Source organism: Nocardioides sp. 31GB23 (genome assembly GCF_040012395.1).
GTDB classification, from domain to species: Bacteria; Actinomycetota; Actinomycetes; order Propionibacteriales; family Nocardioidaceae; genus Nocardioides; species Nocardioides salarius.
On record NZ_JBDYKJ010000030.1, the window covers coordinates 1 to 25,858 of the forward strand.

General features: G+C 73.2%; 26 protein-coding genes. 11 read left to right on the forward strand and 15 right to left on the reverse strand.

Annotation, left to right across the window (positions count from 1 at the left end):
• Positions 1-117 precede the first annotated feature (117 nt).
• Entirely contained in the window at positions 118-891 is a 774-nt protein-coding gene (locus ABKW28_RS11230) for an isoprenyl transferase (protein ID WP_348609441.1), read from the reverse strand.
• A gap of 111 nt (positions 892-1,002) precedes the next feature.
• Between ABKW28_RS11230 and ABKW28_RS11235 the strand changes: the two genes are divergently transcribed.
• Positions 1,003-1,737 (forward strand): hemolysin III family protein, encoded by a 735-nt coding sequence (locus ABKW28_RS11235; protein WP_193668994.1) that lies wholly within the window; start codon positions 1,003-1,005, stop codon positions 1,735-1,737.
• A gap of 6 nt (positions 1,738-1,743) precedes the next feature.
• On the opposite strand, the gene ABKW28_RS11240 is transcribed toward ABKW28_RS11235, so the two are convergent.
• The gene (locus ABKW28_RS11240; RefSeq protein WP_348609444.1) at positions 1,744-2,640 is read right to left on the reverse strand and encodes a DUF1353 domain-containing protein; all 897 of its coding nucleotides are present in this window, start codon (positions 2,638-2,640) and stop codon (positions 1,744-1,746) included.
• Positions 2,637-3,704, reverse strand: coding sequence for a LacI family DNA-binding transcriptional regulator (locus tag ABKW28_RS11245; RefSeq protein WP_348609447.1), 1,068 nt, complete (start codon positions 3,702-3,704; stop codon positions 2,637-2,639). Before ABKW28_RS11245 ends, ABKW28_RS11240 begins: the two co-directional genes overlap by 4 nt.
• A 47-nt stretch (positions 3,705-3,751) precedes the next feature.
• Between ABKW28_RS11245 and ABKW28_RS11250 the strand changes: the two genes are divergently transcribed.
• Positions 3,752-5,131 (forward strand): GH1 family beta-glucosidase, encoded by a 1,380-nt coding sequence (locus ABKW28_RS11250; RefSeq protein ID WP_348609450.1) that lies wholly within the window; start codon positions 3,752-3,754, stop codon positions 5,129-5,131.
• A 38-nt stretch (positions 5,132-5,169) separates the two neighbouring features.
• Here the strand turns inward: ABKW28_RS11250 and ABKW28_RS11255 are convergent, their stop codons facing one another.
• The 5 genes from ABKW28_RS11255 to ABKW28_RS11275 all read right to left on the reverse strand — a co-directional run bounded on the left by ABKW28_RS11255 (position 5,170) and on the right by ABKW28_RS11275 (position 10,103).
• On the reverse strand, positions 5,170-6,126 hold the full coding sequence (locus ABKW28_RS11255) for a carbohydrate ABC transporter permease (RefSeq protein WP_193668990.1): 957 nt from the start codon (positions 6,124-6,126) through the stop codon (positions 5,170-5,172).
• Positions 6,123-7,085: a sugar ABC transporter permease gene (locus ABKW28_RS11260; protein ID WP_348609453.1), complete on the reverse strand. Its 963-nt coding sequence runs from the start codon at positions 7,083-7,085 to the stop codon at positions 6,123-6,125. Before ABKW28_RS11260 ends, ABKW28_RS11255 begins: the two co-directional genes overlap by 4 nt.
• 94 nt (positions 7,086-7,179) lie before the next feature.
• Positions 7,180-8,556: an ABC transporter substrate-binding protein gene (locus tag ABKW28_RS11265; protein WP_348609456.1), complete on the reverse strand. Its 1,377-nt coding sequence runs from the start codon at positions 8,554-8,556 to the stop codon at positions 7,180-7,182.
• Positions 8,557-8,733: 177 nt separating this feature from the next.
• Positions 8,734-9,468, reverse strand: coding sequence for a zf-HC2 domain-containing protein (locus ABKW28_RS11270; protein ID WP_348609459.1), 735 nt, complete (start codon positions 9,466-9,468; stop codon positions 8,734-8,736).
• The gene (locus ABKW28_RS11275) at positions 9,465-10,103 is read right to left on the reverse strand and encodes a sigma-70 family RNA polymerase sigma factor (RefSeq protein WP_348609461.1); all 639 of its coding nucleotides are present in this window, start codon (positions 10,101-10,103) and stop codon (positions 9,465-9,467) included. The genes ABKW28_RS11270 and ABKW28_RS11275 overlap by 4 nt, the downstream gene beginning before the upstream one ends.
• A 276-nt stretch (positions 10,104-10,379) precedes the next feature.
• On the opposite strand from ABKW28_RS11275, the gene ABKW28_RS11280 reads away from it, so the two are divergent.
• Complete coding sequence (locus ABKW28_RS11280) at positions 10,380-12,542, forward strand: hypothetical protein (RefSeq protein WP_348609464.1); 2,163 nt, start codon at positions 10,380-10,382, stop codon at positions 12,540-12,542.
• A 91-nt stretch (positions 12,543-12,633) separates the two neighbouring features.
• On the opposite strand, the gene ABKW28_RS11285 is transcribed toward ABKW28_RS11280, so the two are convergent.
• Positions 12,634-13,335, reverse strand: coding sequence for a haloacid dehalogenase type II (locus ABKW28_RS11285; RefSeq protein ID WP_348609467.1), 702 nt, complete (start codon positions 13,333-13,335; stop codon positions 12,634-12,636).
• Positions 13,336-13,409: 74 nt separating this feature from the next.
• Here ABKW28_RS11285 and ABKW28_RS11290 point away from each other — a divergent pair, with 74 nt between their 5' ends.
• Genes ABKW28_RS11290 through trxA form a run of 3 tightly spaced genes read left to right on the forward strand, consistent with a single transcriptional unit; the run spans position 13,410 to position 15,334 of the window.
• Complete coding sequence (locus ABKW28_RS11290) at positions 13,410-14,495, forward strand: serine/threonine-protein kinase (RefSeq protein WP_348609470.1); 1,086 nt, start codon at positions 13,410-13,412, stop codon at positions 14,493-14,495.
• Entirely contained in the window at positions 14,492-14,929 is a 438-nt protein-coding gene (locus tag ABKW28_RS11295; protein WP_348609473.1) for a hypothetical protein, read from the forward strand. The genes ABKW28_RS11290 and ABKW28_RS11295 overlap by 4 nt, the downstream gene beginning before the upstream one ends.
• Positions 14,930-14,962: 33 nt before the next feature.
• Positions 14,963-15,334: a thioredoxin gene (trxA, locus tag ABKW28_RS11300; protein WP_193668983.1), complete on the forward strand. Its 372-nt coding sequence runs from the start codon at positions 14,963-14,965 to the stop codon at positions 15,332-15,334.
• A gap of 24 nt (positions 15,335-15,358) precedes the next feature.
• Here trxA and ABKW28_RS11305 read toward each other — a convergent pair whose 3' ends face one another.
• Both ABKW28_RS11305 and mca read right to left on the reverse strand, forming a co-directional pair.
• Entirely contained in the window at positions 15,359-15,655 is a 297-nt protein-coding gene (locus tag ABKW28_RS11305) for a hypothetical protein (RefSeq protein WP_348609476.1), read from the reverse strand.
• Positions 15,656-15,657: 2 nt separating this feature from the next.
• Positions 15,658-16,599 (reverse strand): mycothiol conjugate amidase Mca, encoded by a 942-nt coding sequence (mca, locus tag ABKW28_RS11310; RefSeq protein WP_348609479.1) that lies wholly within the window; start codon positions 16,597-16,599, stop codon positions 15,658-15,660.
• 30 nt (positions 16,600-16,629) lie between these two features.
• Here mca and ABKW28_RS11315 point away from each other — a divergent pair, with 30 nt between their 5' ends.
• Entirely contained in the window at positions 16,630-17,031 is a 402-nt protein-coding gene (locus ABKW28_RS11315; RefSeq protein WP_348609482.1) for a DUF4307 domain-containing protein, read from the forward strand.
• Between the two features lie 256 nt (positions 17,032-17,287).
• Positions 17,288-17,797, forward strand: coding sequence for a transcription elongation factor GreA (greA, locus tag ABKW28_RS11320; RefSeq protein ID WP_193668979.1), 510 nt, complete (start codon positions 17,288-17,290; stop codon positions 17,795-17,797).
• A 394-nt stretch (positions 17,798-18,191) separates the two neighbouring features.
• Here the strand turns inward: greA and ilvA are convergent, their stop codons facing one another.
• The 3 genes from ilvA to ABKW28_RS11335 are packed head-to-tail and all read right to left on the reverse strand — an operon-like array spanning position 18,192 to position 22,006.
• Positions 18,192-19,406, reverse strand: coding sequence for a threonine ammonia-lyase (ilvA, locus tag ABKW28_RS11325; RefSeq protein WP_193668978.1), 1,215 nt, complete (start codon positions 19,404-19,406; stop codon positions 18,192-18,194).
• Complete coding sequence (locus tag ABKW28_RS11330; RefSeq protein WP_307822834.1) at positions 19,403-20,791, reverse strand: AI-2E family transporter; 1,389 nt, start codon at positions 20,789-20,791, stop codon at positions 19,403-19,405. The genes ilvA and ABKW28_RS11330 overlap by 4 nt, the downstream gene beginning before the upstream one ends.
• Positions 20,792-20,842: 51 nt before the next feature.
• Positions 20,843-22,006 (reverse strand): cystathionine gamma-synthase, encoded by a 1,164-nt coding sequence (locus tag ABKW28_RS11335; protein WP_348609485.1) that lies wholly within the window; start codon positions 22,004-22,006, stop codon positions 20,843-20,845.
• A gap of 83 nt (positions 22,007-22,089) precedes the next feature.
• On the opposite strand from ABKW28_RS11335, the gene msrA reads away from it, so the two are divergent.
• From msrA to ABKW28_RS11350, 3 genes are read left to right on the forward strand one after another with little or no spacing between them, the layout of a single operon-like run.
• Positions 22,090-22,737 carry a peptide-methionine (S)-S-oxide reductase MsrA gene (gene msrA / locus ABKW28_RS11340; protein ID WP_348609538.1) on the forward strand — a complete coding sequence of 216 codons (648 nt, stop codon included), beginning with the start codon at positions 22,090-22,092 and terminating at the stop codon, positions 22,735-22,737.
• A gap of 49 nt (positions 22,738-22,786) precedes the next feature.
• Positions 22,787-23,377 (forward strand): hypothetical protein, encoded by a 591-nt coding sequence (locus ABKW28_RS11345; RefSeq protein WP_348609488.1) that lies wholly within the window; start codon positions 22,787-22,789, stop codon positions 23,375-23,377.
• 38 nt (positions 23,378-23,415) lie between these two features.
• Positions 23,416-24,750 carry an AarF/ABC1/UbiB kinase family protein gene (locus tag ABKW28_RS11350; protein WP_348609491.1) on the forward strand — a complete coding sequence of 445 codons (1,335 nt, stop codon included), beginning with the start codon at positions 23,416-23,418 and terminating at the stop codon, positions 24,748-24,750.
• Between the two features lie 567 nt (positions 24,751-25,317).
• On the opposite strand, the gene ABKW28_RS11355 is transcribed toward ABKW28_RS11350, so the two are convergent.
• Positions 25,318-25,845: a DinB family protein gene (locus ABKW28_RS11355; RefSeq protein ID WP_341231553.1), complete on the reverse strand. Its 528-nt coding sequence runs from the start codon at positions 25,843-25,845 to the stop codon at positions 25,318-25,320.
• Positions 25,846-25,858: the final 13 nt, after the last annotated feature.

Below are 25,858 nucleotides of genomic sequence, written 5' to 3' on the forward strand. Positions count from 1 at the left end.
CGCTCGTCACTGCTCGACCAACGGCGGTCGTTGGTCGAGCAGCGAGGGCCGAAGGCTCGAGCGACGCCGAGACCCCGTGAGCACACGGCGTACGGCGAGCACGTCGACCAAGGAGGGTCAGGTGCCGTGCCGGCGCTCGCGCAGGGCGTAGGCCCGGATGGCGCGCAGGAAGTCGACGCGACGGAAGTCGGGCCAGTAGGCCTCGCAGAAGTAGAACTCCGAGCGGGCGCTCTGCCACAGCAGGAAGCCGCCGAGGCGCTGCTCGCCGCTGGTGCGGATCACCAGGTCGGGGTCGGGCTGGCCGCGGGTGTAGAGGTGCGAGCCGATCATGTCGACGTCGACGACGGCGGCGAGCTCCTCGATCGAGGTGCCGCGCTCGGCGTGCTCGAGCAGGAGCGAGCGCACCGCGTCGGCGATCTCGCGTCTCCCGCCGTAGGGCACCGCGATGTTGACGAGCATCCCGTCGACGTCGCGGGTGGCCTCCTCTGCCGCCTTGAGCCGCTCGGCGGTCGCGGCGGGCAGCAGGTCGAGCGCCCCCACGGGGTGCAGGCGCCAACGTCGCTGCACCGCCAGCGAGTCGACGGCGTCGCCGATGATCTGCAGCAGCGGCTCGAGCTCGCTCGCGGGCCGGTTGAGGTTGTCGGTCGAGAGCAGCCACAGGGTGACCACCTCGATGCCGACCTCGTCGCACCAGCCCAGCAGCGGCTCGATGTTGGCCGCCCCGGCCCGGTGGCCGTGCGCGGTGTCGTGCCCCACGGCGCGCGCCCAGCGTCGGTTCCCGTCGAGCATCACCCCGATGTGCCGCGGCAGGTTCTCGGGCAGGCGTCGCAGCAGCCGAGCCTCGTACGCCGGGTAGAGCACCCGCCGCACCCCTCGCTTCCAGTCCGCCACCTGCTCAGGCTACGGCCTGGGCGCTGCGACCCGCGCCGGACACGTGATGTTTGCCCCAGCGGGCCGCTCGAGCACCCCACGAGACGGACCGGACCGGTAGATTGTGACGGCATGAGCGCCCACCTCCCCGAGTCGGTCCGTCACGGCGTGGATCACCTGCAGGAGTCGGTGCACCACAAGTTCAACGAGATCAAGCCCAAGCTGCGTGGTTGGCTGCACCTGGGCATCGCCCCGTTGACGCTGGCCGCGGGCATCGTGCTGGTCGCGCTGTCGCCCGACACCACGACGCGCATCGGCTCGGCTGTGTTCACCGGCTCGGCACTGCTGCTCTTCACGGTCTCGGCGATCTACCACACCGGCACCTGGTCACCGCGCACCTGGGCGTTCCTGCGCCGCTTCGACCACTCCAACATCTTCGTGCTGATCGCCGGCTCCTACACCCCGCTCGCGCTGATCCTGCTGCAGGGCACCGAGCGGGTGGTGCTGCTGAGCACCGTGTGGACGTGTGCGGTGCTGGGCGTGCTGTTCCGGGTCTTCTGGACCGATGCCCCGCGCTGGCTCTACACCCCGATCTACATCGCCATGGGCTGGTCGGCGCTCTTCTTCATCCCCGGCTTCATCGACGGCGCCACCTCGCGGCTGGGCACCGGCATGGCCATCGGGGTGCTGGTCCTGATCGCGGCGGGCGGAGTGCTCTACACCCTCGGCGGCGCCGTCTACGGCTTCAAGTTCCCCGACCCCAGCCCGCGGTGGTTCGGCTTCCACGAGGTCTTCCACACCTTCACGATCCTCGCCTTCGTCACCCACTACGTCGGCGTCTCGCTGGCGACGTACTCGCTGCGCTGAGCGGTCTCAGCGCAGCACCGCGACGACCACCACCACCACCGCGGCCGCCGCGACGACGAGGGCGGCCAGGGCCGCCGCGACCCGCGGCGCTCGCGCCACCAGCACCTCCGCCGACCAGGCCAGCACGCTGAGCGCGCCCACCACGACGGTGACGTGCAGCAGGAGCGCCAGACCGGTGCCCAGCACCGCACCGGCCACCCGGAACCGGCCCCAGGCCAGCGCCAGCACCAGCGGCACCACCAGCGCCCCGGCCGCACCCGCCACGAGCTCCGCGGCGAGGGAGCTCTCGGGGATCCACGGCATCCCCGGGGCCAGCGGTCCGCTGCGGTCGAGCAGGTCCCAGGTGGCGCACCAGCCCAGCCAGACGATGATCAGCAGGCTGGCGACCACCGTGAGCCGGTAGCGCCAGCGCTGCCACGCCGGCCACGGCTGGTCGCGTCCGAGCAGCGTGACGAGGGTGACCGCCGACCACGCCAGCCAGCGGCGTACGACGCCGGTGCCGGTGTCGGCCATCGCGTCGCGGAAGACGCGGTCGGCCTCGACCCGGTCGACCACGTGCCCCTCGCTCGAGACGTACGCCGCCGCGCCGTCGTCGGCGGGCCCCACCAGCGCGTCGTGCACCAGCGCCGCGGGCAGGTGGGCGCCGGTGCGCGGCACCAGCCACGTAAGCACGGACGGCACCGACGTCAGGTCGCTGGTGAAGGTGGCCGGGTCGGCCGGGACGAGCAGCTCCCCGAGGTGGCGGTCGTCGTAGGCGATGCGCCGGAGCATCGCCCAGGTCTCCTCGCCGTCGGCGAAGCGCCGCTCGAGCAGCACCCGGGCCGGGGCTCCGCGGTCGGGCGGCTGGGTGGGCGTGCCGCCGTCGTGGAAGCGCCCGCCCTGCCCGCCGACCGGTGCCCTCACCGCTCGACGCCCACCGTCGCGCCCTCCCGGTGGGCCCCCTGCGCCGCTCCCCCCGGGGCCGCGCCGGTGGTCGAGCGGACCACGAGCTCGGTGGCGAGCTCGACGTGGTCGGTGGCCTCGGCGTCCTGCCGTGGGTCCATCAGCCTCAGCACGTGCTGGGCCGCCACCCGGCCCTGGTCGAGGACCGGTTGGCGCATCGTGGTGAGGTCGAAGAGCGCGGCCATCTCGTGGTCGTCGACCCCGACGACCGAGAGGTCCTCGGGCACCCGCAGCCCCTCGCGCCGCGCGGCCCGCAGCACGCCGAAGGCCATCTCGTCGGAGGCGCAGAAGACCGCCGTGGGCCGCGGCGAGAGGGCCAGCAGCCGGTGCCCCGCGGTCGTCCCGCCCTCGAGCGTGAAGCCGCCCTCGAGCTCGAGGTCGGGGTCGGGGTCGATCCCGGCGTCGCGCAGCGTGTCACGGTAGCCGCGCACCCGGGCCCGCGGCGTGGCCAGGCTCAGGCTCGCGTCGTTGAGCATGCCGACGTAGGCGATGCGGCGGTGCCCCAGCTCGAGCAGGTGCTCCACCGCGGTGCGCGCGACCAGCTCGTCGTCGACGCGCACGCTGGGCCACTGCGCCACCCGGGCGCCCACCGTGACCACCGGCATCCCCTGGTTGCTGAGCCAGTGCACCTCCTGGGGCGTGGGGCCCAGCCCGACGATGAGCATGGCGTCGACGCGCTTGGTCAGCAGGTGGGTGCCGAGCACCCGCCGTCGCGCCTCCTCGTCGTCGTCGAGGTTGTAGAGCAGCACGTCGTACCCGCGCTCGCGCAGCACCTGCTCGGCACCGGAGATCACGGTGGCGAAGAACCAGCGGGTCACGAAGAGCACCACGATCGCCACGGTGCGGGTCTGGCCGCCGCTGGCCAGGCCGACCGCGTGCGGGGACGGCACGTAGCCCAGGCGCACGGCCGCCTCCATCACCCGGCGCCGGGTGTCCTCGGAGACCCGGGGCAGCCCGCGCAGGGCTCGCGAGACGGTCGCCGTGGACACCCCGGTCTCCCGGGCCAGGTCGTGGATGCTGGTCATGACACTTCCTCTTTGTACCGGTCAACCATGTGGCTTACGGTGGAGCCATGAGCACACCTTCGCGACTGCCCGACGGCTCCACCCTCGAGCTGGGCACGGCCACCGCGTCCTACCAGGTCGAGGGTGCGACGGGCGAGGACGGCAGGGGTCCCTCGATCTGGGACACCTTCACCTCGCGGCCCGGCACCGTCACCGACGCCAGCGACGGCACCACCGCCTGCGACTCCTACCACCGCTGGGCCGAGGACGCCGACCTCGTCGCGGGCCTCGGCGTGCAGTGGTACCGCTTCTCGATCGCCTGGCCGCGGGTGCTGCCCGAGGGCCGCGGCCGGGTCGAGACCCGTGGCCTCGACTACTACGACCGCCTCGTCGACGGCCTGCTCGAGCGCGGCGTCAAGCCGACGGCCACGCTCTACCACTGGGACCTCCCCCAGCCCCTCGAGGACGCCGGCGGTTGGCTCGAGCGCGGCACCGCCGAGGCGTTCGCCGACTACGCCGAGGTCGTGCACGAGCGGCTGGGCGACCGGGTGGGGCTGTGGGCCACCCACAACGAGCCGTGGTGCTCGGCCTACCTCGGGTACGCCGCCGGCGTGCACGCCCCCGGTCGCCGCGAGGGCGGGGCCGCCCACCGTGCCGCCCACCACCTGGTGCTGGGTCACGCGCTGGCCGCCGAGCGGATGCGCGCCGCCGGCGCCCGCGACGTCGGCATCGTGCTCAACCTGGCCCCGGTCTGGCCCGAGCGCCCCGAGGCGGCCGACGTCGCCGACGGCGTCGACGCGATCCGCAACCGGGTCTGGCTCGATCCCCTGGTCGACGGCGCGTACGACGACGGGCTGCTGCGGGTCGCCCCCGAGCTGGCCGACCCCGAGCTGGTCCGCGACGGCGACCTGGCCCTGGCCCAGGGCTCGGCCGACTGGATCGGCATCAACTACTACACCCCGGTGCGCCCCGACGTGCCCGACCCGGCCCGCGCCGAGGGCCAGGAGCACCCCGAGGGCGGGGCCTACCCGGGCGTGGCCCCCTTCGAGCTGGCCGTGCGCGAGCCGCGTACCGACATCGGCTGGGAGATCGACGCCTCCGGGCTCGAGGAGCTGCTGGTCGAGACCCACCGACGCACCTCCCTGCCGCTGCTGGTGATGGAGAACGGCGCGGCCTGCGCCGACGACCGGGTCGAGGACGGCCGGGTCGACGACCAGGACCGCATCGGCTACCTGCGCGACCACCTGGGCGCCACCGACGCCGCACGCGCGGCGGGCGCCGACGTGCGCGCCTACCTGGTCTGGACGCTGCTCGACAACTTCGAGTGGGCCTACGGCTACACCAAGACGTTCGGGCTGGTGCACATCGACCCCGCCGACCAGACGCGCACGCCCAAGGCGTCCTACGACTGGTTGGCCGGGGTCGCACGCGAGCGCGCCGAACCCTGAGGGCCCCCCTGCACCCTCCCCCCGCTGCGGGGGGAGGGTCATCCCTTCACACTGCCGGCGAGCAGCCCGCGCACGAAGTAGCGCTGCAGGCCCAGGAAGACCGCGAGCGGGATCACCAGGGAGACGAAGGCGCCCGCCGAGAGCAGGTGCCAGTCCTCTCCTCGTTGACCCACGAGGTTGACCAGCTTGACGGTCAGTGGCGCCACGTCTGGTCCGCTGAAGACCAGCGCGACGAGCAGGTCGTTCCACACCCACAGGAACTGGAAGATACCGAACGCCGCGATCGCCGGCGCCATCAGCGGCAGCATGATCTTGGTGAAGATCTCGACGTGGCCGGCCCCGTCGACGCGCGCCGACTCGATGAGCTCGCCGGGGATCTCGCGCATGAAGTTGTGCAGCAGGAAGATCGCCAGCGGCATCGCGAAGATCGCGTGCGAGAGCCACAGCTCGTAGAGGCCACCCGCCGGGGCGTCGCGCCCGGCCAGCGGGCGCAGGTTGAACGGCGGCGAGGTGTAGAGCGAGAGCAGCGGGATCAGCGTCACCTGGATCGGCACGATCTGGAGCGCGAACATCGCCACGAACAGCGCGTCGCGCCCCTTGAACTTCATCCAGGCGAAGGCGTACGCCGCCAGCGTGGCCAGCGTGATCGGGATCAGCACGCCGGGGATCGTGATGACGATCGAGTTGACCAGGAAGGTCGTCAGGCTGGCGCTGCCCTCGCCGCCGAGCACCTCGCGGTAGTTGTCGAGGGTGAAGTCGGGGTTGGTGAAGACGTTCCACCACCCGTTGCCCTTCGCCTGGCTCTCGGGACGGAAGGAGGAGACCAGCAGGCCGAAGGTCGGCAGCGTCCAGAGCAGGGCGATGACCAGGCTGACGCCCGAGGCGGTCTTGCTGGACAGGCCCTCGCGGGCCGCCCGGGAGGCCGACTTCTTGCCGGTCGTGGGGCCAGGGGTCTCCTTGACCATCGCCGGCTCGGGAGTGGGCGTGGTGGTCATCGTGCCTCCAGCTTCCGCAACTGACGGACGTTGTAGATGATGATCGGGCTGACCAGCGCGAAGATCACCACGGCCAGCGCCGCGGCGAGGCCCTGGTTGAGCGAGACGAAGTACTGGAAGTAGTACTCGTAGGCCAGCACGCTGGTCTCGAAGCGACCACCGGTCGAGGTCTGCACGATGTCGAAGACCTTCAGGGTGCCGATGCTGATGGTCGTCAGCACCACGATCAGCGACGGTCGGATGCTGGGCACGGTGATGAAGAAGAACATCTTCAGCCCGCTCACCCCGTCGAGGCTGGCGGCCTCGACGATGTCGTCGGGGATGGCCTTGATCGAGGCCGAGAGGATCGTCATCGCGAAACCGGCCTGGATCCAGACCAGGATGATGATCAGGAAGAACGTGTTCCACGGGTCGTTGAACAAGAAGTTGTAGGTGTCGAAGCCCAGCGCCTTCAAGATGCCGTTGAGCAGGCCGATCTGGGTGTTCTCGGTGCCCTTGTACTCGTAGACGAACTTCCAGATGATCGAGGCGCCCACGAGCGAGATCGCCATCGGCAGGAAGACCAGTGCCTTCGCCAGCTTCTCGAAGCGGGAGCGGTCGACCAGCACCGCGTAGACCAGGCCGATGAAGGTCGACAGGGTCGGCACCAGCAGCACCCACAGCAGCGTGTTGCGCAGCACCGTGAGCAGGCTGGAGCTGGTGAAGATGTCGATGTAGTTGTCGATGCCGACGAAGTTGTCGCCGTTGGCGCCGAAGAAGGACTGGTAGGCGGTCTTGAGCGCCGGGTAGAGCAGTCCGACGGCCACCAGGAAGAGCGCCGGGCCGACGAAGGCCGCGGCTTGGATCCGTTCACCGCTGCGCGACTTCAGTCGCGCGGTCACCAGCAGGATGGCCGCCATCACGCCGACGAACAGCACGATGGCGATGACCATCTGGATGAGCTTCTCGGGTGTCGTCACGTCGTCCTACCCCGTCTCTCTCTCGTGGACCGGCCGGGTGGCCCGTACGCCGGGTCGCGGGGCTGCCGCGACCCGGCGTACGGGACCGTCTCGATCAGTTCGGCCAGGAGTCCTCGATGTTGGACAGCGCGGTCCCGCTGTCGTCACCGGTGACCCACGAGGTCATCTCCTTCCAGAAGGAACCGGCACCCACGGCGCTGGGCATCTGGTCGGAGCCGTCGAAGCGGAAGACGGCCTCGGGGTCCTGGAAGGTCTCGGCGGAGAGCCGGTCGATCGGGCTGTTGAGCAGCTCGATGTCGAGGCCGGTGTTGGCGCTGACCCAGCCGCCGGCCGGGGTGGCCTTGGCCTTCTCGTTGGCCCACACGTCGCTGGAGAGGTAGGTCTGGAAGGCCTGCACCTCCGGGCGGTCGTCGAAGGCGACGGTGAACTCGCCACCGCCGAGGACCGGGCGACCCTGCTCGTCGTTGGTGGTGGGCAGGTAGAAGGCGAAGACGTCGCCGTCCTCGGCCACGGTGGTCTGGTCGTCCCACTGGGCGGCGTAGAAGCTCGCCTGGCGGTGCATCGCGCACTCGCCCTTGGTGATCGGCAGGCCGCCGTCCTGGAAGGTGGTGGTGGCGATGGAGTTGACGTCGCCGTGGCCGCCGTTGACGAAGTCGGGGTTCTTCACGATGCCGCCGACACGGTCGAGCGACTCGACGACCTGCGGGTCGTCGAAGGGGATCTCGTGGTTGACCCACTGGTCGTAGACGTCGGCGCCGGCGTCACGCAGGAGCGCGTCCTCGAGCCAGTCGGTGAGCACCCACCCGGTGGCCTCGCCGGACTCGATGCCCACGCACCAGGGCTTCATGTCGCCCTGCTGGGCGATCTCCTCGGACAGGGCGATCATGTCGTCCCACGTCTCGGGGACCTCGTAGCCCTCCTGCTCGAACATCGTCGGGGAGTACCAGACGAACGACTTGACGTTGGCGCCCAGCGGGGCGGCGTAGAAGGTGTCGTCGACGGTGCCGTAGCCCTTCCAGTCCTCGCCCCAGAACTCGTCGACGTTCTCGGCGGTCGGCTCGGGAGCCGGCACCACCGAACCGGTGTCGACCAGGGTGGCGAGCAGGCCCGGCTGCGGGACGTAGGCGATGTCGGGGGCGTTGCCGCCGCGCACGCGCACGATGAGCTGGGTCTCGAACTGGTTCGAGCCCTCGTAGCTGACCTCGGCGCCGGTGCACTCGGTGAACTTCTCGTAGGACGCCTTGTGGGCGTCGGACTCGGGCTCGATGATCGAGGTGTAGACGTTGACCTCGGTGCCGCTGAGGTCGCCGAACTGGGTCAGGTCCTCGCAGCCCTCGACGCCCTCGCCGGGCGAGGTGCCCTCGGCGGTGTTCGTCTCGCTGGTGCTGGTGTCACTGGCACAGCCGGCCAGGACGAGGCCGGTGGCGGCCATGGCCGCGATCGTCGCGTGCCGGATCTTGCGTGAGCGCATCTGGCTCCCTCTCTCTGACGTGCTCCGGGCGGGTGGTGCGTTACCCCCGATGCAAGCGCTTACGCACGTCTGACGTCAAGGATCCCCAGGTCACGACTGTGTAACGCAGGTCACACGGGCGTCTCCGGCGTCGCCGGTGGTCTGGACCAGTGCCGTCGCCCGTCCGCCCAGGCGTCCCTACAGGGCGCTGCTGAGCACCGTGCGGCCCGCCTCGTCGCGCACCACGACCGCCGTCACGTCGGCGCGCAGCAGCGCCGACTGCAGGTTGCAGGTCATGTCGTCCCCGCCGGTGCCCAGGAACTGCCCCGCCGGCGTCAGGCGGCCCGTCCCGTCGCGGAACGCGGCCTGGTAGACCGCCCCCTCCTCGAAGCCCGCACCCACCAGGCGCAGCTCGGTGCCCCACGTGTGGGCGACCAGTCCCGCACTCTCGACCTCGATGCCCGCGCCCTCCCCCGGCGTCTCGACCTCGAGGCTGATCGCCTCCAGCGGCACGGCCGGAGGCTCCGGCGCGGTGGCCCGCCCCAGGCCGACTCCTGCGCCGAGGGCGAGCACCACCACGGCGGCGGCCGCGGTCAGCAGCGTCGTACGACGCCGGGAGCGCGAGCGCGCCGCCTCGTGCTCCTCGGCGCGCTCGCGCCGGTCGCGCTCGGACTGCTCGGCGGCGATGGCGCCGCGGATGCGTGCCCCCAGGCCGGCGGCCGGGGAGGGCCGCTCGTCGAGGTGGGTGGGGTCGACGGCGTCGAGGCGCGCCACCAGGGGCTCGAGGTCGGCGACCTCGGCGCGGCACGCGGCGCAGCCGTCGAGGTGGGCGCGCACGGCGCCCGCCTCGAGGTCGTCGAGGTGGCCCAGCACGTGGGCGCCCAGCAGCTCGCGCAGCTGCTCGTGACGGTCCTGCTGCTGGTCGTCGCTCACGGCGCCACCCCCATCTCGTCCATCGCGGCGCGCAGCGCCTTGAGCCCGTAGAAGACCCGGCTGCGCAGCGTGCCCACCGGCACCCCCAGCTCGGCGGCGACCTCGTCGTAGGGCCGTTCGCGCAGGTGGGTCTGCACGATCGCGACCCGGTGGTGCTCGCTGATGCGGCTCAGCGCCTCCTCCACGACCCACTGTCCCACCAGCCGCTCCGAGGGGTCGCCCTCGGTGCCGCCGGTCTCGTGGAGCGCGGCCTGCACCGCCTCGTCGCCGGCGAGCGCCGACTGCCAGGGCCGCACCCGGGCGGCGCGCGCGTGGTCGATCACCACGTTGCGCGCGATCCCGAAGAGCCAGACCCGCAGCGACGCGAGCGCCGGGTCGTAGCGCTCGGCGTGCCGCCAGGCCTTGAGGAAGGTCTCCTGGGTGACGTCCTCGGCGGCGCCGCGGTCACCGAGCGAGCGCAGCACGAAGCGGTAGATCTCGGGCCCGTGGCGCAGGTAGGCGGCGTGCACGGCGTCCTCGTCGTGCAGCCCCTCGCCGTCGCCGCCGGGCCTGGCCGCGCTCCGCCCGGGCCGGCCCGTCCGCGCCGCGCGCGCCGTCCTCCGAGCACCCGCCCACCCCTCGACCTGCGTCCCCATGCTGATGCCGCCGCCCTCTCCAGGACCCGTCGCGCCCATCCCTGTCGATGAGTACGGCGCCGACCTGCTCACCGTTCATTCGGAACCGGGCCCGCCGGGGATGGCCCGAGCGCGAAGTTCGGGCCGGGTCGACGCGAGGTCCGGGCCTGGTCGGCAATTGCGGGGAGGGATGAACGCGGGGCGCTCGGGCGGCGTACCCACCCCTGACAGACCACCGCGCCCCGCCGGGGCGCGCTCGCGCGGCCGCCAGGTCGCACCCCAGGAGAAGGGCACGACATGACGACACCCAGGACCCGAGGCGCGCGGCTGCTCAGCGGCGCCGCAGCCGGGGCGCTCGCGCTGGCAGCGGTCGCGGCCGCCCCCAGCGTCTCGCAGGCGGCCGAGCGGCCGTCCGAGCAGCGCAGCTCGAAGGCGGACAACGAGGCCGGGCTGCGCTCGGCCGTGGCGAAGGCCAACCGCAAGGGCGGGCTCGACCGCGTCAAGCTGCGCGACGACGTCCGCTTCAACGGCCGCCTCGGCGGGGCCATCGAGGTCACCGACGACCTGGTGCTCAACGCCCGCGGCCACACGATCGACGCCGCCGGCGTCGACCGCGTCTTCACCGTGGCCGACGGCGCCCGCCTGGTGGTCAAGAACGCGCGGCTGCGCCGCGGGGCGCCCGCGGCCGGCGAGAGCGGCGGGGCGATCCTGGTCAACGGCGAGCTGGTCGTGCGCAACACCTCGATGCTGGCCAACCAGGTCACCGGCACCGGCGCCTCGGGCGGCGCGGTCTTCAACGACGGCGGCAAGGTCCTCATCTCCGACTCGCGCCTGGCCCGCAACACCGCGACCCGCGCGGGCGGTGCGATCGAGGCGAACGAGGGGCTGACCCAGCTCATCGGCACCCGCCTGGTCAAGAACTCCACGGGCGACGAGCCCGGCAACGGCGGCGGCCTGCACCTGACCGGCGCCGGCGCCGTCGAGATCACCAGCAGCTGGATCGGCGGCAACTCCGCGGGCGCCGAGGGCGGCGGGCTGTGGAACTCGGCCGACGGCACCTTCGTCGTCGAGCGCACCCGCGTCGAGGGCAACACCGCCGGTGGCGCCGACGCCGACCAGGGCGGCGGCGGCATCTACAACGACGGCGGCTTCCTGCAGGTCACCGGCTCGCACGTGAACGACAACATCGCCTCCGGCGCGGCCGGCTCGGGCGGCGGCATCCTCAACAACCTCGGCACCCTCGAGGTCGTCGAGTCCACGGTGGCCGACAACGAGGCCCCGCGCGCCGGCGGCGGCATCGAGGCCGTCGGCGGCGACACGACCGTGCGCCGCTCCTCGCTCGAGGACAACACCGCGGGCGCGGCTCCCGGCAACGGCGGCGGCCTGCACCTGACCGGCACCGGCACGGTCGACGTCGTCGGCTCGACGGTGCGCGGCAACCTCGCGCTCGCCGAGGGCGGCGGGCTGTGGAACAGCGCCGGTGGCGTCTTCACCGTGCGCGGCTCCGAGGTCACCGACAACGTCGCCGCGGGCGCGGCCGCCGACCAGGGCGGTGGTGGCCTCTACAACGAGATGGGCGACCTGACCGTGCGCGGCAGCACCGTCACCGGCAACTCCGCGCCCGGCGCGGCCGGTTCCGGCGGCGGCGTCTTCAACAACCAGGGCACCCTGAGCGTCGTGCAGAGCGACGTCACGGGCAACGACGCCCAGCGCGCCGGCGGCGCGATCGAGGCCAACGTCGGCACCACGCGGGTGCTGCGCTCCTCGCTCAACGACAACACCGCGGGCGCGGCGCCCGGCAACGGCGGTGCGGTGCACCTGACCGGCGCCGGCAGCGTCGACGTCACCGGCACCGAGGTCAGCGGCAACACCGCCTCGGCCGAGGGCGGCGGGCTGTGGAACAGCGCGTCGGGCACCTTCACGGTCACCGGCTCCGACATCGTCGGCAACACCGCCGGCGGCAACGACGCCGACCAGGGTGGTGGCGGCCTCTACAACGACGGCGGCACCCTGACCGTGCGCGACTCCACCGTCGACGACAACTCCGCGACCGGCACCGCCGGCTCGGGCGGCGGCCTCCTCAACAAGGGTGTCCTCGAGGTCACCGGCACCACCTTCGACGCCAACACCTCGGTGCGCGCCGGCGGTGCGATCGAGACCACCGACGCCACGACCGTCGCCCTGCGCGACGTCGTGATGACCGGCAACGACACCGGCGCCTCGCCCGGCAACGGCGGCGGCCTGCACATCACCGCCGCGGGCGTGGTGACCTACGACGGCGGCCGGGTCACCGGCAACAACGCCGACAACGAGGGCGGCGGGCTGTGGAACAGCAGCACCGGCATCCTGACCGTCACCGACGTCGTCATCTCCGGCAACACCGCGCCGACCAACCCCGACAACCACAACGACGGCGGCGTCTTCACGATCGACGGCACCCCGGTGCCGCCGACCCCGTGACCCACCCGCGCTGAGCGCCACCGGCGCTCACGCACACCCACCGGTCCGTCCGGGGCTCCTCGCCCCGGGCGGGCCGGTGCCACGTTCGGGGCTACTTCAGCTCGGCGGTGAGCAGGTCGCCGGCCAGCTCGGCCAGCGACGGGGAACGCAGCTCGGGTGCGCGCAGGTGCGTGGGGTAGGCGTCGCGCCCGCTGCGGTCGACCCACCCGGTGCGCAGCCCGGCGCGGGCCGCGCCGTCGACGTCCCACGGGTGCACCGCCACCAGCATCGCCTCGTGCGCCTCGACGCCGCACTCCTCCAGCGCGTGCGCGTACGCCGCCGCCGCGGGCTTCCACGCCGGCGCGTCCTCGACCGAGAGCACCAGGTCGACGTGGTCGCGCAGCCCGGCGCGGTCGAGCAGCCCCTCGGCGACGCCGGCCGAGCCGTTGCTCAGCGTCACGACCCGCAGCCCGGCGGCGCGCAGCGCCCGGATGCCCGGGCCCACGTCGCGGTGCACGGTGAGGGTGGCGAACCGGCCCATCACGTGCTCGACCGCGGCCTCGACCTGGTCGGCGCCGGTGCCCTGCTCGAGCAGCCGCGCCCGCAGCAGCCCTGACGCCACGTCGGCGAAGGGGGCCGGCGCCCCGGCGAGCCCCAGGCCGAAGCCGTCGCGGAGCACGCCGGCGAACCACGCCTGCCGCTCGTGGGCGGCCAGCCCCACCTCGGTGAAGGCCTCGTCGAGGGGCGAGAGGTCCGAGAGCGTCTCGTTGACGTCGAGGACCACCACGCGGGGGGCACCGGTCTGATCGTCCATCCGGCGAGCCTAACGACGCCCTGGCCGGGGCCCACCACCCCGACGGGGCGGCCGGGTGGTGCCAGACTGCGCTCGTGGTCTCCCCCCTCCTCAACGACAGGTACGAGCTCGGCCCGCTGCTGGGCTCGGGCGGGATGGCCGACGTGCACCGGGCCACCGACCGGCTGCTGGACCGCCAGGTGGCGGTCAAGGTGCTGCGCGACGTGGCCGGCGACCCGGCCGACCGGGCCCGCTTCACCGCCGAGGCCCGCACCCTGGCCAACCTGTCGCACCGCGGCCTGGTCACCGTCCTCGACGCCGGCATCGACGAGGAGCACACGTTCCTGGTGATGGAGCTGGTCGAGGGCCGCTCGCTGTCGGCCGCGCTGGCCGAGGGCCCGCTGGGCGCGGTGGAGACCGCCCGGGTGGGCGCCGAGCTGGCCTCCACGCTGGCCCACACCCACGACCGGGGCGTGGTGCACCGCGACCTCAAGCCCGCCAACGTGCTGCTCGGCGACGACCGCCGGGTCAAGCTGGCCGACTTCGGCATCGCCCGGCTGATCGGCGACACCGTGCGCCACACCCGCACCGGCACCGCGGTGGGCACCGCCGCCTACCTCTCCCCCGAGCAGGTCCGCGGCGAGGACGTCAGCACCGCCGTCGACGTCTACTCCCTGGGCCTGGTGCTGCTGGAGTCGCTGACCGGCGAGCGCGCCTTCCCCGGCAGCCCCACCGAGTCGGCGATGGCCCGGCTGCACCGCGACCCCGACGTGCCCAGCACCCTCGACGACCGCTGGCGGCGGCTGCTGCTCGCGATGACCGCCGCCGACCCGGGGCAGCGCCCCGCCGCCCACGAGGTCGCCGCGTCGCTGGAGGACCTGCGCGCACCCCAGGGTGCCGACCCGACCGCGGTGCTGACCGCCCCCGTGCGGGTCACCGCCCGGGTGCCGGGCGAGACCTTGCCCGACCGGGCCGGCGCCGCGGTCGCGCACGCCCCGGGCCGGCTGTGGGCGCGGCTGCGCGAGACCCCGGCCCACCAACGCGGTGTGGCCGGCGCGGTCGCCGCCGTCCTCCTGCTGGTGCTCGTCGCGGGACTGGCCTCCGGGGGCGACGACGCCTCCGGCGAGCAACCCCCTGCCCAGCAGGGCCGAGGCCAGGACCAGCAGGGCCGGGGCCGATGAGCGCGCCCGACGACCCGCTGCACCACGCCGTCGACGTGGCCTGTGACGCCCGCCGCGCCTTCGAGGTCTTCACCGACCTGGGCACCTGGTGGGACCCCGCCTCCACCCCCGACGCGGCGGCCTTCGGCGGGATCGAGGTCACGCCCGGCGTCGGGGGCGAGGTCGTGCTGCACCTCGACGGGACACCCCGGCCGCTGGGCCGGGTCACCGCCTGGGAGCCGGGCGCCCACTACGCCCAGACCTACCTGCCCCACTGGTGGGGCCCCGAGGGCGTGCGGCCCACCTGGCTCGACGCGACCTTCACCGACGAGGGGGGCGTGTGCCTCGTCGAGCTGCGCCACGGCGGCTGGGACTCCACCAACCTGGTCCTGCGCCAGCGGTGCACCGACTGGCCCGACCTGCTGGGCCGCTTCGCCCGCGCCTGCGCGGGGTGAGGTGACCTCACGAGCGCGTCGTACGGTGGAGACATGGCAACCATCGAGCTGACCGAGGCCAACTTCGAGACCCACGTGAAGGAGGACGACATCCTCCTGGTCGACTTCTGGGCCGACTGGTGCGGGCCCTGCAAGCAGTTCGCGCCGACCTACGAGGCGGCCTCCGAGGCCAACTCCGACATCACCTTCGGCTCCATCGACACCGAGGCCCAGCAGCAGCTGGCCGCAGCGGCGGGCATCCAGTCGATCCCGACCCTGATGGCCTTCCGCGAGGGCATCCTGGTCTTCGCCCAGCCCGGCGCCCTGCCGGCCCCGGCGCTCGACCAGGTCATCCAGGCCGTGCGCGAGCTCGACATGGACGAGGTCCGCCAGCAGGTCGAGGCGCAGCAGACGCCCGAGGGCTGAGCGGCCCGGCGCCGAGTGCCCCGCTCAGGGGCGCGCGGCGTCGTTCCTGTCGTCCCCGTTGTTCCTGTCGTCCCCGTCGTGCCCGCCCTCGTGCGGCTCGGCGGGGACGTCGCCGTAGACCCCGGTCGCGCGGCCGTGCTCGACCTTGCGCAGCTGGCGGAAGAGGCTCCAGCCCAGCAGCGCCACGGCCAGCGCCATGCCGGCGAAGATCGCCAGCGCGCCCCAGCCGGCCTTGACGTCCTCGGGCTCGGGGACCTCGTCGGTCAGCCGGACCAGGTCGAGGACCGGGGCGAGGTGGACGACGAGCTCGGGCAGCAGCATGCTCACAGCGTGCCACCCGGGGCCTCGATGCCCGCGAAGAGGTCGTCCTCGGGCGTCGTCGAGGCGATGTGGCTCACCACGAGCTCGTAGTCCTCGGTCGGCCACACCTCGACCTGCAGCTCGCGCGGGATCGCGAACCAGTGGCCGTCGGGGTCGATCTGGGTGGCGTGCGCCAGCAGCGCCTGGTCGCGCACCCCGAAGTAGGCGCCGCACTCGACCTTGGTCGTGATCCGGGCGTCCCACTCGGGCTCCGGCTTCCAGGTCTTCAGCCGCTCCTCCCACGGCGACTCCAGGCCGTGGGCCTGCATCGCGGCGTGCAGCGCCTCCATGCGGGGGCGGTTGAACGAGTGGTGGTAGTACAGCTTCAGCGGCTGCCAGGGCTCGCCCGCGTCGGGGAAGCGCCCGGCGTCTCCGGCGGCCTCGAACGCCGCGACGCTGACCTCGTGGCAGCGCACGTGGTCGGGGTGCGGGTAGCCCCCGCGCTCGTCGTACGTCGTCAGCACGTGGGGGCGGACCTGGCGGATGATGCGCACCAGCGCCTCGACCGACTCCTCCATCGGGGCCAGCGCGAAGCAGCCCTCGGGCAGCGGCGGCTTGGGGTCGCCGTCGGGCCAGCCGGAGTCGACGAAGCCCAGCCAGTGCTGGGTGATGCCGAGGATGTCGCGCGCGCGCTCCATCTCCTGGCGGCGCACCTCGGTGATGTTGGCCAGGATGTCGGGGCGCTCCATCTTGGGGTTGAGGATCGAGCCCCGCTCCCCGCCCGTGCAGGTCACCACGTGCACCTGGGCGCCCTGGTCGACGTAGCGCGCGGTCGACGCCGCCCCCTTGCTCGACTCGTCGTCGGGGTGGGCGTGCACGTGCATCAGGCGCAACCCCTCGTAGGGGCGGCTGCCGTCGTGGTGGCTGGCCGGCGGGGCGCTGCTCGGCTGGGGGTGCTGCGACATGGGTTCCATCGTAGGTGTCACCATGGACGGGTGACCTCCCAGGACCTCCTCACCGAGCGGTACGGCGCCCCGTCGCCGTGGCGGCGCCGCTCGCTGCTCGCGGTGGTCGCCGTGGTGGCCGCGGCCTCGCTGGGCTGGCTGGCGTGGACGACCCTGGTGCACGCGAGCCCGCCGGTGCGCTCGGACATCGTCGGCTTCGAGGTCGTCGACGTCCACACGACCACCGCGGTGGTCGACGTGCGCGTCGAGAGCGACGCCACCGACGTGCAGTGCCTGGTGCGCGCCTACGCCACCGACAAGGTCGTCGTCGGCGAGCGGGTCTTCACCCCGACCGGTGACGGGCGCACCGAGATCAGCGTGCGCACCGAGCGGCTCGCGACCGCCGTGGAGAACGTCGGCTGCACCGCCGACGGCCAGCTCCGCCCCCGCTGACGGGCCCGTCCGGCCCGCCGCGACCCCCTCCGGGGGCCGCTCTCATCCCTACGGGCGGACGTCTCGGCCTGCGCTTTGGGCCCGGGATTGTTAAGGTGGTCGTTCTGACGCTCCCGCCGGGCCCGCCAGGACGAAGGCCCGCGACCGAGTCGAGCGCCTCTCTGGTGCTCCGACCACGTCAGATCCGCACGAGACACACCCAACGACAACGGGTGCGGACGACCACACCCTGACGCACCCCCCGTAGGAGCCACCCATGACGCAGTCGACCGAGCCGGGCAAGATCTGGCTGACCAAGGACGCCTTCGACAAGCTCAACGCCGAGCTCGAGGACCTCAAGGGCCCGGTGCGTGCGGACGTCATCGAGCGCATCAGCAACGCCCGCGACGAGGGCGACCTCAAGGAGAACGGCGGCTACCACGCCGCCCGCGAGGAGCAGGGCCGCATCGAGGGCCGCATCCGCCAGCTCGAGGACATGCTGCGCCGCGCCGAGATCGGCGAGACCCCTCCCGACGACGGTGTCGTCGAGCCGGGCATGAAGATCACCTACAAGTTCGTCGGTGACGACGACGACGAGGCCGAGACCTTCCTGCTCGGGGCCCGCGAGATCGAGGACTCGGTCGAGGACCTCAAGGTCTACTCCCCGCAGTCCCCGCTGGGCCAGGCCATCAACGGCGCCAGCCGCGGCGACACGGTCTCCTACGAGGCCCCCAACGGCAAGATGCTCGAGGTCGTCATCCTCGACGCGGTGCCCTACACCGTCTGAGGCACGCCCCACGCACGCGAGCCGGCTCGTTCGAACGAGCCGGCTCGACGCATGCCTGCCGCCGTTGGTCGAGCGACGCCCCCGTTGGTCGAGCAGCGAGGGCCGAAGGCTCGAGCGTCGCCGAGACCCCGTGACCCCACGGCGTACGGCGAGCAGGCACCTCACCGGTTCTCGACCACCGCTCGACCAACAAGGGTCGAGCACCCAGTGGTCACAGACGACAGAGCCGGGGTCCCGGACGATGTCGTCCGTGACCACTCGAGCACCGCGGCCGCCGTTGGTCGAGCAGCGAGGGCCGAAGGCTCGAGCGTCGCCGAGACCCCGTGACCCCATGGCGTACGGCGAGCAGGCATCTCACCGGTTCTCGACCACCGCTCGACCGACGAGGGCACGCTCACTCCAGGACGCGGTAGCCGTGCTCGCGCAGCCGCGCGAGCACGGTGTCGGAGTGCGCCGAGCCGCGCGTCTCGAGCTGCAGGTGCACCTCGACCTCGTCCATCGACAGGGCCGGCGAGATCCGCTCGTGGGCGACCTCGAGGACGTTGGCGCCCGCGGCGCTGACCTCGGTGAGCAGCCGGGCCAGGCCGCCGGGGGCGTCGGGGATGGTGACGTCGAGGTTGAGGTAGCGACCGGCGGCGGCCATGCCGTGCCGGATCACCTTGCCCAGCAGCAGCGGGTCGATGTTGCCGCCCGAGAGCACCGCCACCACCGGCGCCTCGAACGCGTCGGGGTGGTCGAGCAGGGCCGCGACCGCCGCCGCGCCGGCCGGCTCGCAGACCAGCTTGGCCCGCTCGGCCAGCGACAGCACCGCCCGCGCCAGCGAGTCCTCGCTGACGGTGACGACGTCGTCGACGTGCTCGACCACCGCGGCGAAGGTCAGGTCGCCGGGCCGGCCCACGGCGATGCCGTCGGCCATCGTGCGCATCACCGTCAACGGCGTCGGCCGGCCGGCCTCCAGCGAGCCCGGGTAGGCCGCGGCGTCCTTGGCCTGCACGCCCACGACGCGTACGTCGGGGCGCAGCGCCTTGACGGCCAGGGCCACCCCGGCGAGCAGCCCGCCCCCGCCGGTGGGCACCACCACGGTGGCCACCTCGGGCAGCTGCTCGATGATCTCCAGGCCCACCGTGCCCTGCCCGGCCACCACGTCGGGGTGGTCGAAGGGATGGATCAGCACCGCGCCGGTGCGCTCGGCGAACTCGTGGGCCGCGACCAGCGCGTCCTCGAGGTACTGCCCGGAGAAGACCACGTCGGCGCCGTAGCCGCGGGTGGCGCGCTCCTTGGGGATCGGCGCGCCCTCGGGCATGAAGACGGTGGCGGAGATGCCGAGCAGCTGCGCGGCCAGGGCCACGCCCTGGGCGTGGTTGCCGGCCGAGGCCGCGACGACGCCACGGGCCCGCTCCTCCTCGCTGAGCCGCGAGATGCGCACGTAGGCACCGCGGGCCTTGAACGAGCCGGTGCGCTGCAGGTTCTCGGCCTTCAGGCGCACCTCGCCGCCGACCAGCTCCGAGAGCCAGCGAGACTCCTCCATCGGCGTCCGCACCGCGACGCCGGCGAGGACCTCGCGCGCGGCCTCGATGTCGGCGAGCCCGACGGTGGGCACCTCGCTCACGACGGCTCCCCCGCGACCGGGGCGTCGGCGTGCTCCTGCACGTCGACCGAGGCGGCGCTCTCGCCGTAGTCCTCGGCGAGCTCCTCCTCGGGGTCGTCGCCCGGGGCGGTGTTGGCGGCGAGGTGCTGCACCACGGCGTTGAGCGCCGCGGCCAGCGGCACGGCGACCAGGGCCCCGGCGATGCCGGCGACCAGCACGCCGGTGGCGATCGCGACGATCACCGCCAGCGGGTGCACCGAGACCCAGCGGCCCATCAGGAAGGGCTGCAGCACGTGGCCCTCGACCTGCTGGACCACGATCACCCCGACCAGCATCAGCAGCGCGGCCACCGGCCCCTGGTCGACCAGCGCCACGAGGATCGCGACCGTGCCCGCGATGGTGGCACCGATCATCGGCACGAAGGCGCCCAGGAAGACCAGCACGCCGATGGCGGCCACGAAGGGCACCCCGAGGAACCAGGCCCAGCCGGCGATGCCGACGGCGTCGACGAGGGCGACCACGACGGTGGCCCGCACGAACTGGGTCAGCGAGATCCAGGCGACGCGACCCGAGGAGTCGACCCGGGGGCGGGCCACCCGCGGCGCGAGGCGCACCAGCCACGACCAGATCCGCTGGCCGTCGGCCATGAAGAAGTAGGTGGAGAAGAGGACGATGAAGAAGCCGGCGAAGACGTGGGTCAGCGTGGTGCCCACCTCGGTGAGCCGGGTGACCACCTGGCCGTCGCTGGTCTGGTCGGTGATCAGGCGCTGCGCGTCGTTGATCCACCGGTCGACCTGGGAGTCGCTGGCGTTGAGCGGCCCGTCCTCGAGCCAGCCGCGGATCTGGCCCAGACCGGCGACGGTCTGCTCGGCCAGGTCCGTGGCGCCGTTGGCCACCTGCTGGCCCACGAAGGTGAGCAGCGCGCTGACCGTGGCCAGCCCGCCCACCACGACCAGCAGCGCGGCGAGCCCGCGCGGCACCCGCAGCCGGGTCAGCAGGTCGACCGCGGGCACGGCCAGCGCCGTGACCAGCAGCGCGACCACGATCGGCAGCACGATCACCGAGAGGTAGCCGACGGTCCAGGCGATCACCGCGCCGGCCGCCACGATGACCAGGAAGCGCCATGCCCAGGCCGCCGCGAGCTCGACGCCCGGCGGCACGTGGGTGCGCGGGTAGGCGTCGGCCCCGCTGACCAGCTCGGGCGGGGTCAGCCGGCGCTCCCGCTCGTCGCGCAGCTGGCTCCACTGCTGGAAGAGCCGGTGCGCCAGGCCCTCCTCCTCCTCGACCGAGCGGGTGCGCAGGGCGCGCCGCCGCAGTCGCCCGCCGGGGGCCGGGGCCGCCGGGTCGGGCCGGGCCATCGCGACGTCGCCGGCGGGATCGGTGCCGGTCACCTCCTGCTCGTCCACACCGCTCAACCTATGCGACGCGGACGGCGCGTCGGCGGCGCCGCACGCGGCTCAACCGAGTGCGCGGTCGAGGTCGGCGACCAGGTCCTCGGCGGTCTCGATGCCGACCGAGAGCCGCACCAGGTCGGCGGGCACCTCGAGGTCGGTGCCGGCGACGCTGGCGTGGGTCATCCGCCCCGGGTGCTCGATGAGCGACTCGACGCCGCCCAGCGACTCGCCCAGGGTGAAGACCTCGGTGCCCTCGCAGACCGCGAGCGCGGCCTGCTCGCCGCCGCTGACGCGGAAGGAGACCATGCCGCCGAAGCGCTTCATCTGGCGCGCCGCGATCTCGTGGCCGGGGTGCGAGGCGAGGCCGGGGTAGACGACCTGCTCGACCTTGGGGTGGTCGAGCAGGAAGTCGACGACCTTCTCGGCGTTGTCGCAGTGCCGGTCCATCCGCACGCCCAGGGTCTTGAGGCCGCGCAGGGTCAGCCAGGCGTCGAAGGGCCCGGCCACTGCGCCGATGGCGTTCTGGTGGAAGGCGACCTTGTCGGCGATCTCGAGGTCGCGCACGACGAGCGCGCCGCCGACCACGTCGGAGTGCCCGCCGCAGTACTTCGTGGTCGAGTGCAGCACCACGTCGGCGCCCAGGGTCAGCGGCTGCTGCAGGTAGGGCGAGGCGAAGGTGTTGTCGACGACCAGCAGCGCCCCGGCCTCGTGGGCGACGGCGGCCAGCGCCTCGATGTCGCCGATGGTCAGCAGCGGGTTGGTGGGCGTCTCGACCCACACGATCTTCGTCTGCCCGGGGCGGATCGCCGCGCGCACGGCGTCGACGTCGGAGACGGCCGCCGGGCTGTGCTCGAGGCCCCAGGCCTTCTCGACCTTGTCGAAGAGGCGGTAGGTGCCGCCGTACGCGTCGTCGGGGATGACCACGTGGTCGCCGGGCGTGCACAGCGCACGCACCAGGGTGTCCTCGGCGGCCAGACCGGAGGCGAAGGCGAAGCCGCGCTCGCCCTGCTCGAGCGCCGCGATGTTGCCCTCGAGCGCGGTGCGGGTCGGGTTGGCCGAGCGGGAGTACTCGTAGCCGCCCCGCAGGCCGCCGACGCCGTCCTGCTTGTAGGTCGACGTCGCGTAGATCGGCGGGATCACCGCCCCCGTCGTGGGGTCCGGCTCGTAGCCGGCGTGGATGGCGCGGGTCTCGAAGCCCGCCTTGGCCAGGTGCTGCTGCTCGCTCACCCGTCGAGGGTACTCACGCGGGAACCATCTGACCTCCCCCGGTGTTGTACCCCTCGGACACCCACCCCGAGGAGGACCACCGCATGTTCTTCACCCGCAAGCAGAGCGACCTGATCGCCCCCGAGCAGACCCTGCCCGGGCGCAGCGAGAGCCCCTGGCACCTCTCCGACCGGCACGTCGTCCTCGACTCCCCCGTCGTGACCGACCAGGCGCCCGCCGGGCACGAGGTCGCGGTCTTCGGGCTCGGCTGCTTCTGGGGCGCCGAGGAGCTGTACTGGAAGATGCCCGGGGTCTGGTCGACCTCCGTCGGGTACGCCGGCGGCGACACCCCGCACCCCTCCTACGAGGAGGTCTGCTCGGGGCGCACCAACCACACCGAGGCCGTGCGGGTCGTCTTCGACCCGGCCGTCGTCTCCTACGCCGACCTGGTCAAGGCGTTCTTCGAGGTGCACGACCCGACCCAGGGCATGCGCCAGGGCAACGACGTCGGCACCCAGTACCGCTCTGCGATCTACTGGACCACGCCCGGGCAGGAGCAGACCGCCCTCGAGCTGACCCGCGTGTACGGCGACGAGCTCGCCCGCCGCGGCCTCGGCGAGATCACCACCGAGGTCCGTGAGGCGCCGACGTACTACTACGCCGAGGACGTGCACCAGCAGTACCTGGCCAAGAACCCCTACGGCTACCGCTGCCACAGCAACACCGGGGTGCCCTTCCCGACAGGCGCCTGAGCGCCGCCACCCCTGCGGGTGGGCTTGCGCGTCGGGGACGGAGGGCACGGTGCCTGTCGACCGATCCCCGACGACGCGCAAGGAGTACCTGATGGCCCGCGACACCCTGTCCCGCTCGATGCACGACCTCGGCCTGGCCGCCTGGTTCGGCGGCACCCTCGCCAACGCCGTGGCGCTCAACGCCGCCGCCGGCGCGGCCTCCGACAGCCGCGACACCGGAGCGGTCGCCAACGAGGGCTGGGACCGGTGGACGCCGGTCAACGCCGGGGCGATCGGGCTCCACCTGGTCGGCAGCGTCGGCCAGCTCATCGGCAACAAGGGCCGTCTCGCCGCCCAGCAGGGCGTGCCGACGATGGCCGGCACCAAGACCGCGCTCACCGCCGCGGCGCTGGGCGCGACGGCGTACTCGCGCTCGCTCGGGCGCACCGTCTCGGAGCACCGCGACGTGCCGGCGGAGTCCGGCACCACACCGCTGGACCAGACGCCCCCGCACGTCGCGCAGGCCCAGCGCCGGTTGTCCGCGCTGCAGTGGGTCGTGCCGGCCCTCACCGGTGCGGTCGTCCTGGTCAGCGCCTACGCCGGCGAGCAGCAGCGCGCCAGCGAGCAGCGACGCGGGCTGCGCAAGCGCCTCGTCGGCTGAGCACGCGCCCGTTTGTCGGGCCGGGTGACAATGGGCCCATGAGCGACATGCCGCGCAAGGCGTTCGGGCGGACCGCACGTCTGGCGGCACTGCCGCTGGGCTACGCCGGGCGCAACGCGATCGGGTTCGGCAAGCGCCTGGGCGGTCGCCCGGCCGAGGCGGTGATGAGCGAGATCCAGATGCGCACCGCCGAGCAGCTCTTCCGCACCCTGGGCGAGCTCAAGGGCGGGGCGATGAAGTTCGGCCAGGCGCTGTCGGTGCTCGAGTCGGCGCTGCCCGACGAGCTGGCGGCGCCCTACCGCGAGCAGCTGACCAGGCTGCAGGATTCCGCTCCCCCGATGCCGACCCAGACCGTGCGCGACACGCTCGCGCGCGACCTGGGCGCCGACTGGCAGGACCAGCTGGTCTGGCTCGACGGCGGGCCGACCGCGGCCGCCTCGATCGGGCAGGTGCACAAGGGCCGCTGGCACGACGGCCGCGAGGTCGCGGTCAAGGTGCAGTACCCCCGCGCCGGCGAGGCGCTGCGCTCCGACCTGCGCCAGCTGGCCCGCGTCGCGCGCAGCATCGGGCCCCTGGTGCCCGGCCTCGACGTGAAGCCGCTCGTCGCCGAGATGCAGGCGCGGATGGAGGAGGAGCTCGACTACGACCTCGAGGCCTCCGCCCAGCGTGCCTTCGCCGCGGCGTACGCCGGTGACCCCGACATCGTGGTGCCCGACGTGGTGGCCCACGGCCCGGCGACGCTGGTCACCGAGTGGCTCGACTCGACCTCGTCGCTGGCCAAGGTCATCGCGGAGGGCACGCAGGAGGAGCGCGACCGCTTCGGCGACCTGTTCACCCGGTTCCTGCTCGGCGCCCCCGGCCTGACCGGGATGCTGCACGCCGACCCGCACCCCGGCAACTTCCGGGTCGTGCCCGGCATCGACGGCGGGCCGCTGCGGATGGGCGTGCTCGACTACGGCGCCGTCGCGCGGCTGCCCGACGGGCTGCCGACCGCCATGGGCACGCTGATCCGGATCGCCAGCATCGAGGACGACGCCACGCTGCTCGAGGGGCTGCGCGAGGAGGGCTTCGTCAAGCCCGGTGTCAGCATCGGCTCGCGCGAGCTGCTCGACTACCTCGCCCCGTTCGTGGAGCCCGCGCGCACCGAGCGCTTCCAGTTCACGCGGGCCTGGATGCAGGAGCAGTTCCAGCGCATCAACGACCCCCGGAACCCGTCGTTCACGGTGGCGATGAAGATCAACCTGCCGCCGTCGTACCTGCTCATCCACCGCACCTGGCTCGGCGCGGTCGGCATCCTCTCCCAGCTCGAGGCCGACGTGGCCTTCGGCGAGATCCTGCGCGAGCTGCTGCCGGGCTTCGCCGAGCCGGTCTAGGGCCGCTGCGGGGCGACAGCGCCCAGCAGAGCCGCCAGGCTCGGCCTGGTGGCCGTCGAAGACGTGCTGCGCGTGGTCGGAGCCGGGGAGCAGCAGCACGTCGTTGTCGCCGGGCGCGGTCTCGGCCAGCTCGGTGGCGACGTCGGCGACGCTCTCGGCTCCCTCGTCCCTCAGCCGGTCCACCGCTGCCGTCATCGCCTCGGGCGTCAGGTCCTCGACCGCGACGACGCTGTTGCCCTGGTCGGCCATCGCCTCGGCCTGGTCCTGCCAGCTCGCGGCGTCGAACGCCGCGCCGTGCGCGAGCACGACGCCGTACGAGCCGTCGCCCCAGCGCAGCGCGTCGCCGTCAGGAGCGTGGCGAGCACTGCGGTCATGAGGGGGCGGCGGGGACGCGGGGAACGCAGACGGCATCTGCCCACCGTAGGTCGTGGGCCGCGCCGGGCCGCCTGGTACGGGCCTTGGCACCGGCGGCCGCGGACTTGTCAGGGAGCTCCTGCGCTTGATGGGCGTTGCAACACCTGACAAGCGTAGGAGTCCCCGGCCGGCCGGGGACTCCTGCAGGCCGGCTCAGAGGCCGGTGGCGCCATCGACCGACTCGCGGATCAGGTCGGCGTGACCCGCGTGGCGGGCGTACTCCTCGACCAGGTGCAGGAGGATCCAGCGCAGACTGGCTGTCTCGCCGTGCCGCTCGACGACGGCGAGGGTGTCGAGGCCACCGGCGGCCAGGGCCCGGTCGATCCCCTCGTCGGCGGCGCGCACCGCGGCCTCGTGCAGGGCCAGCAGCTCGTCGGCCGTCCGCCCGGCGGCGCGGTGCCAGTCCTGGTCGGGGTCGGCCGCCCAGTCGATGCTGCGCCACGGCTCGGCCGGCTGGTCGCCGTGCAGCACGTGGCCGCACCAGTAGTCCTCGACGAAGGCGAGGTGCGAGAGCATCCCGCCGAGCGTCATCGGGCTCGGCGCCAGCGCCTGGTCGAGCTGCTCGGCGGTGAGGCCCTCGACCTGGCGGCGCAGGGTCGCCCGAAAGTAGGCGAGGAAGGAGCGCACCGCGCTCACCTCGTCGGCGACGAACGGGATCTCGGGCAGCGGGGTCGGGGTCACCGCGACCACGCTA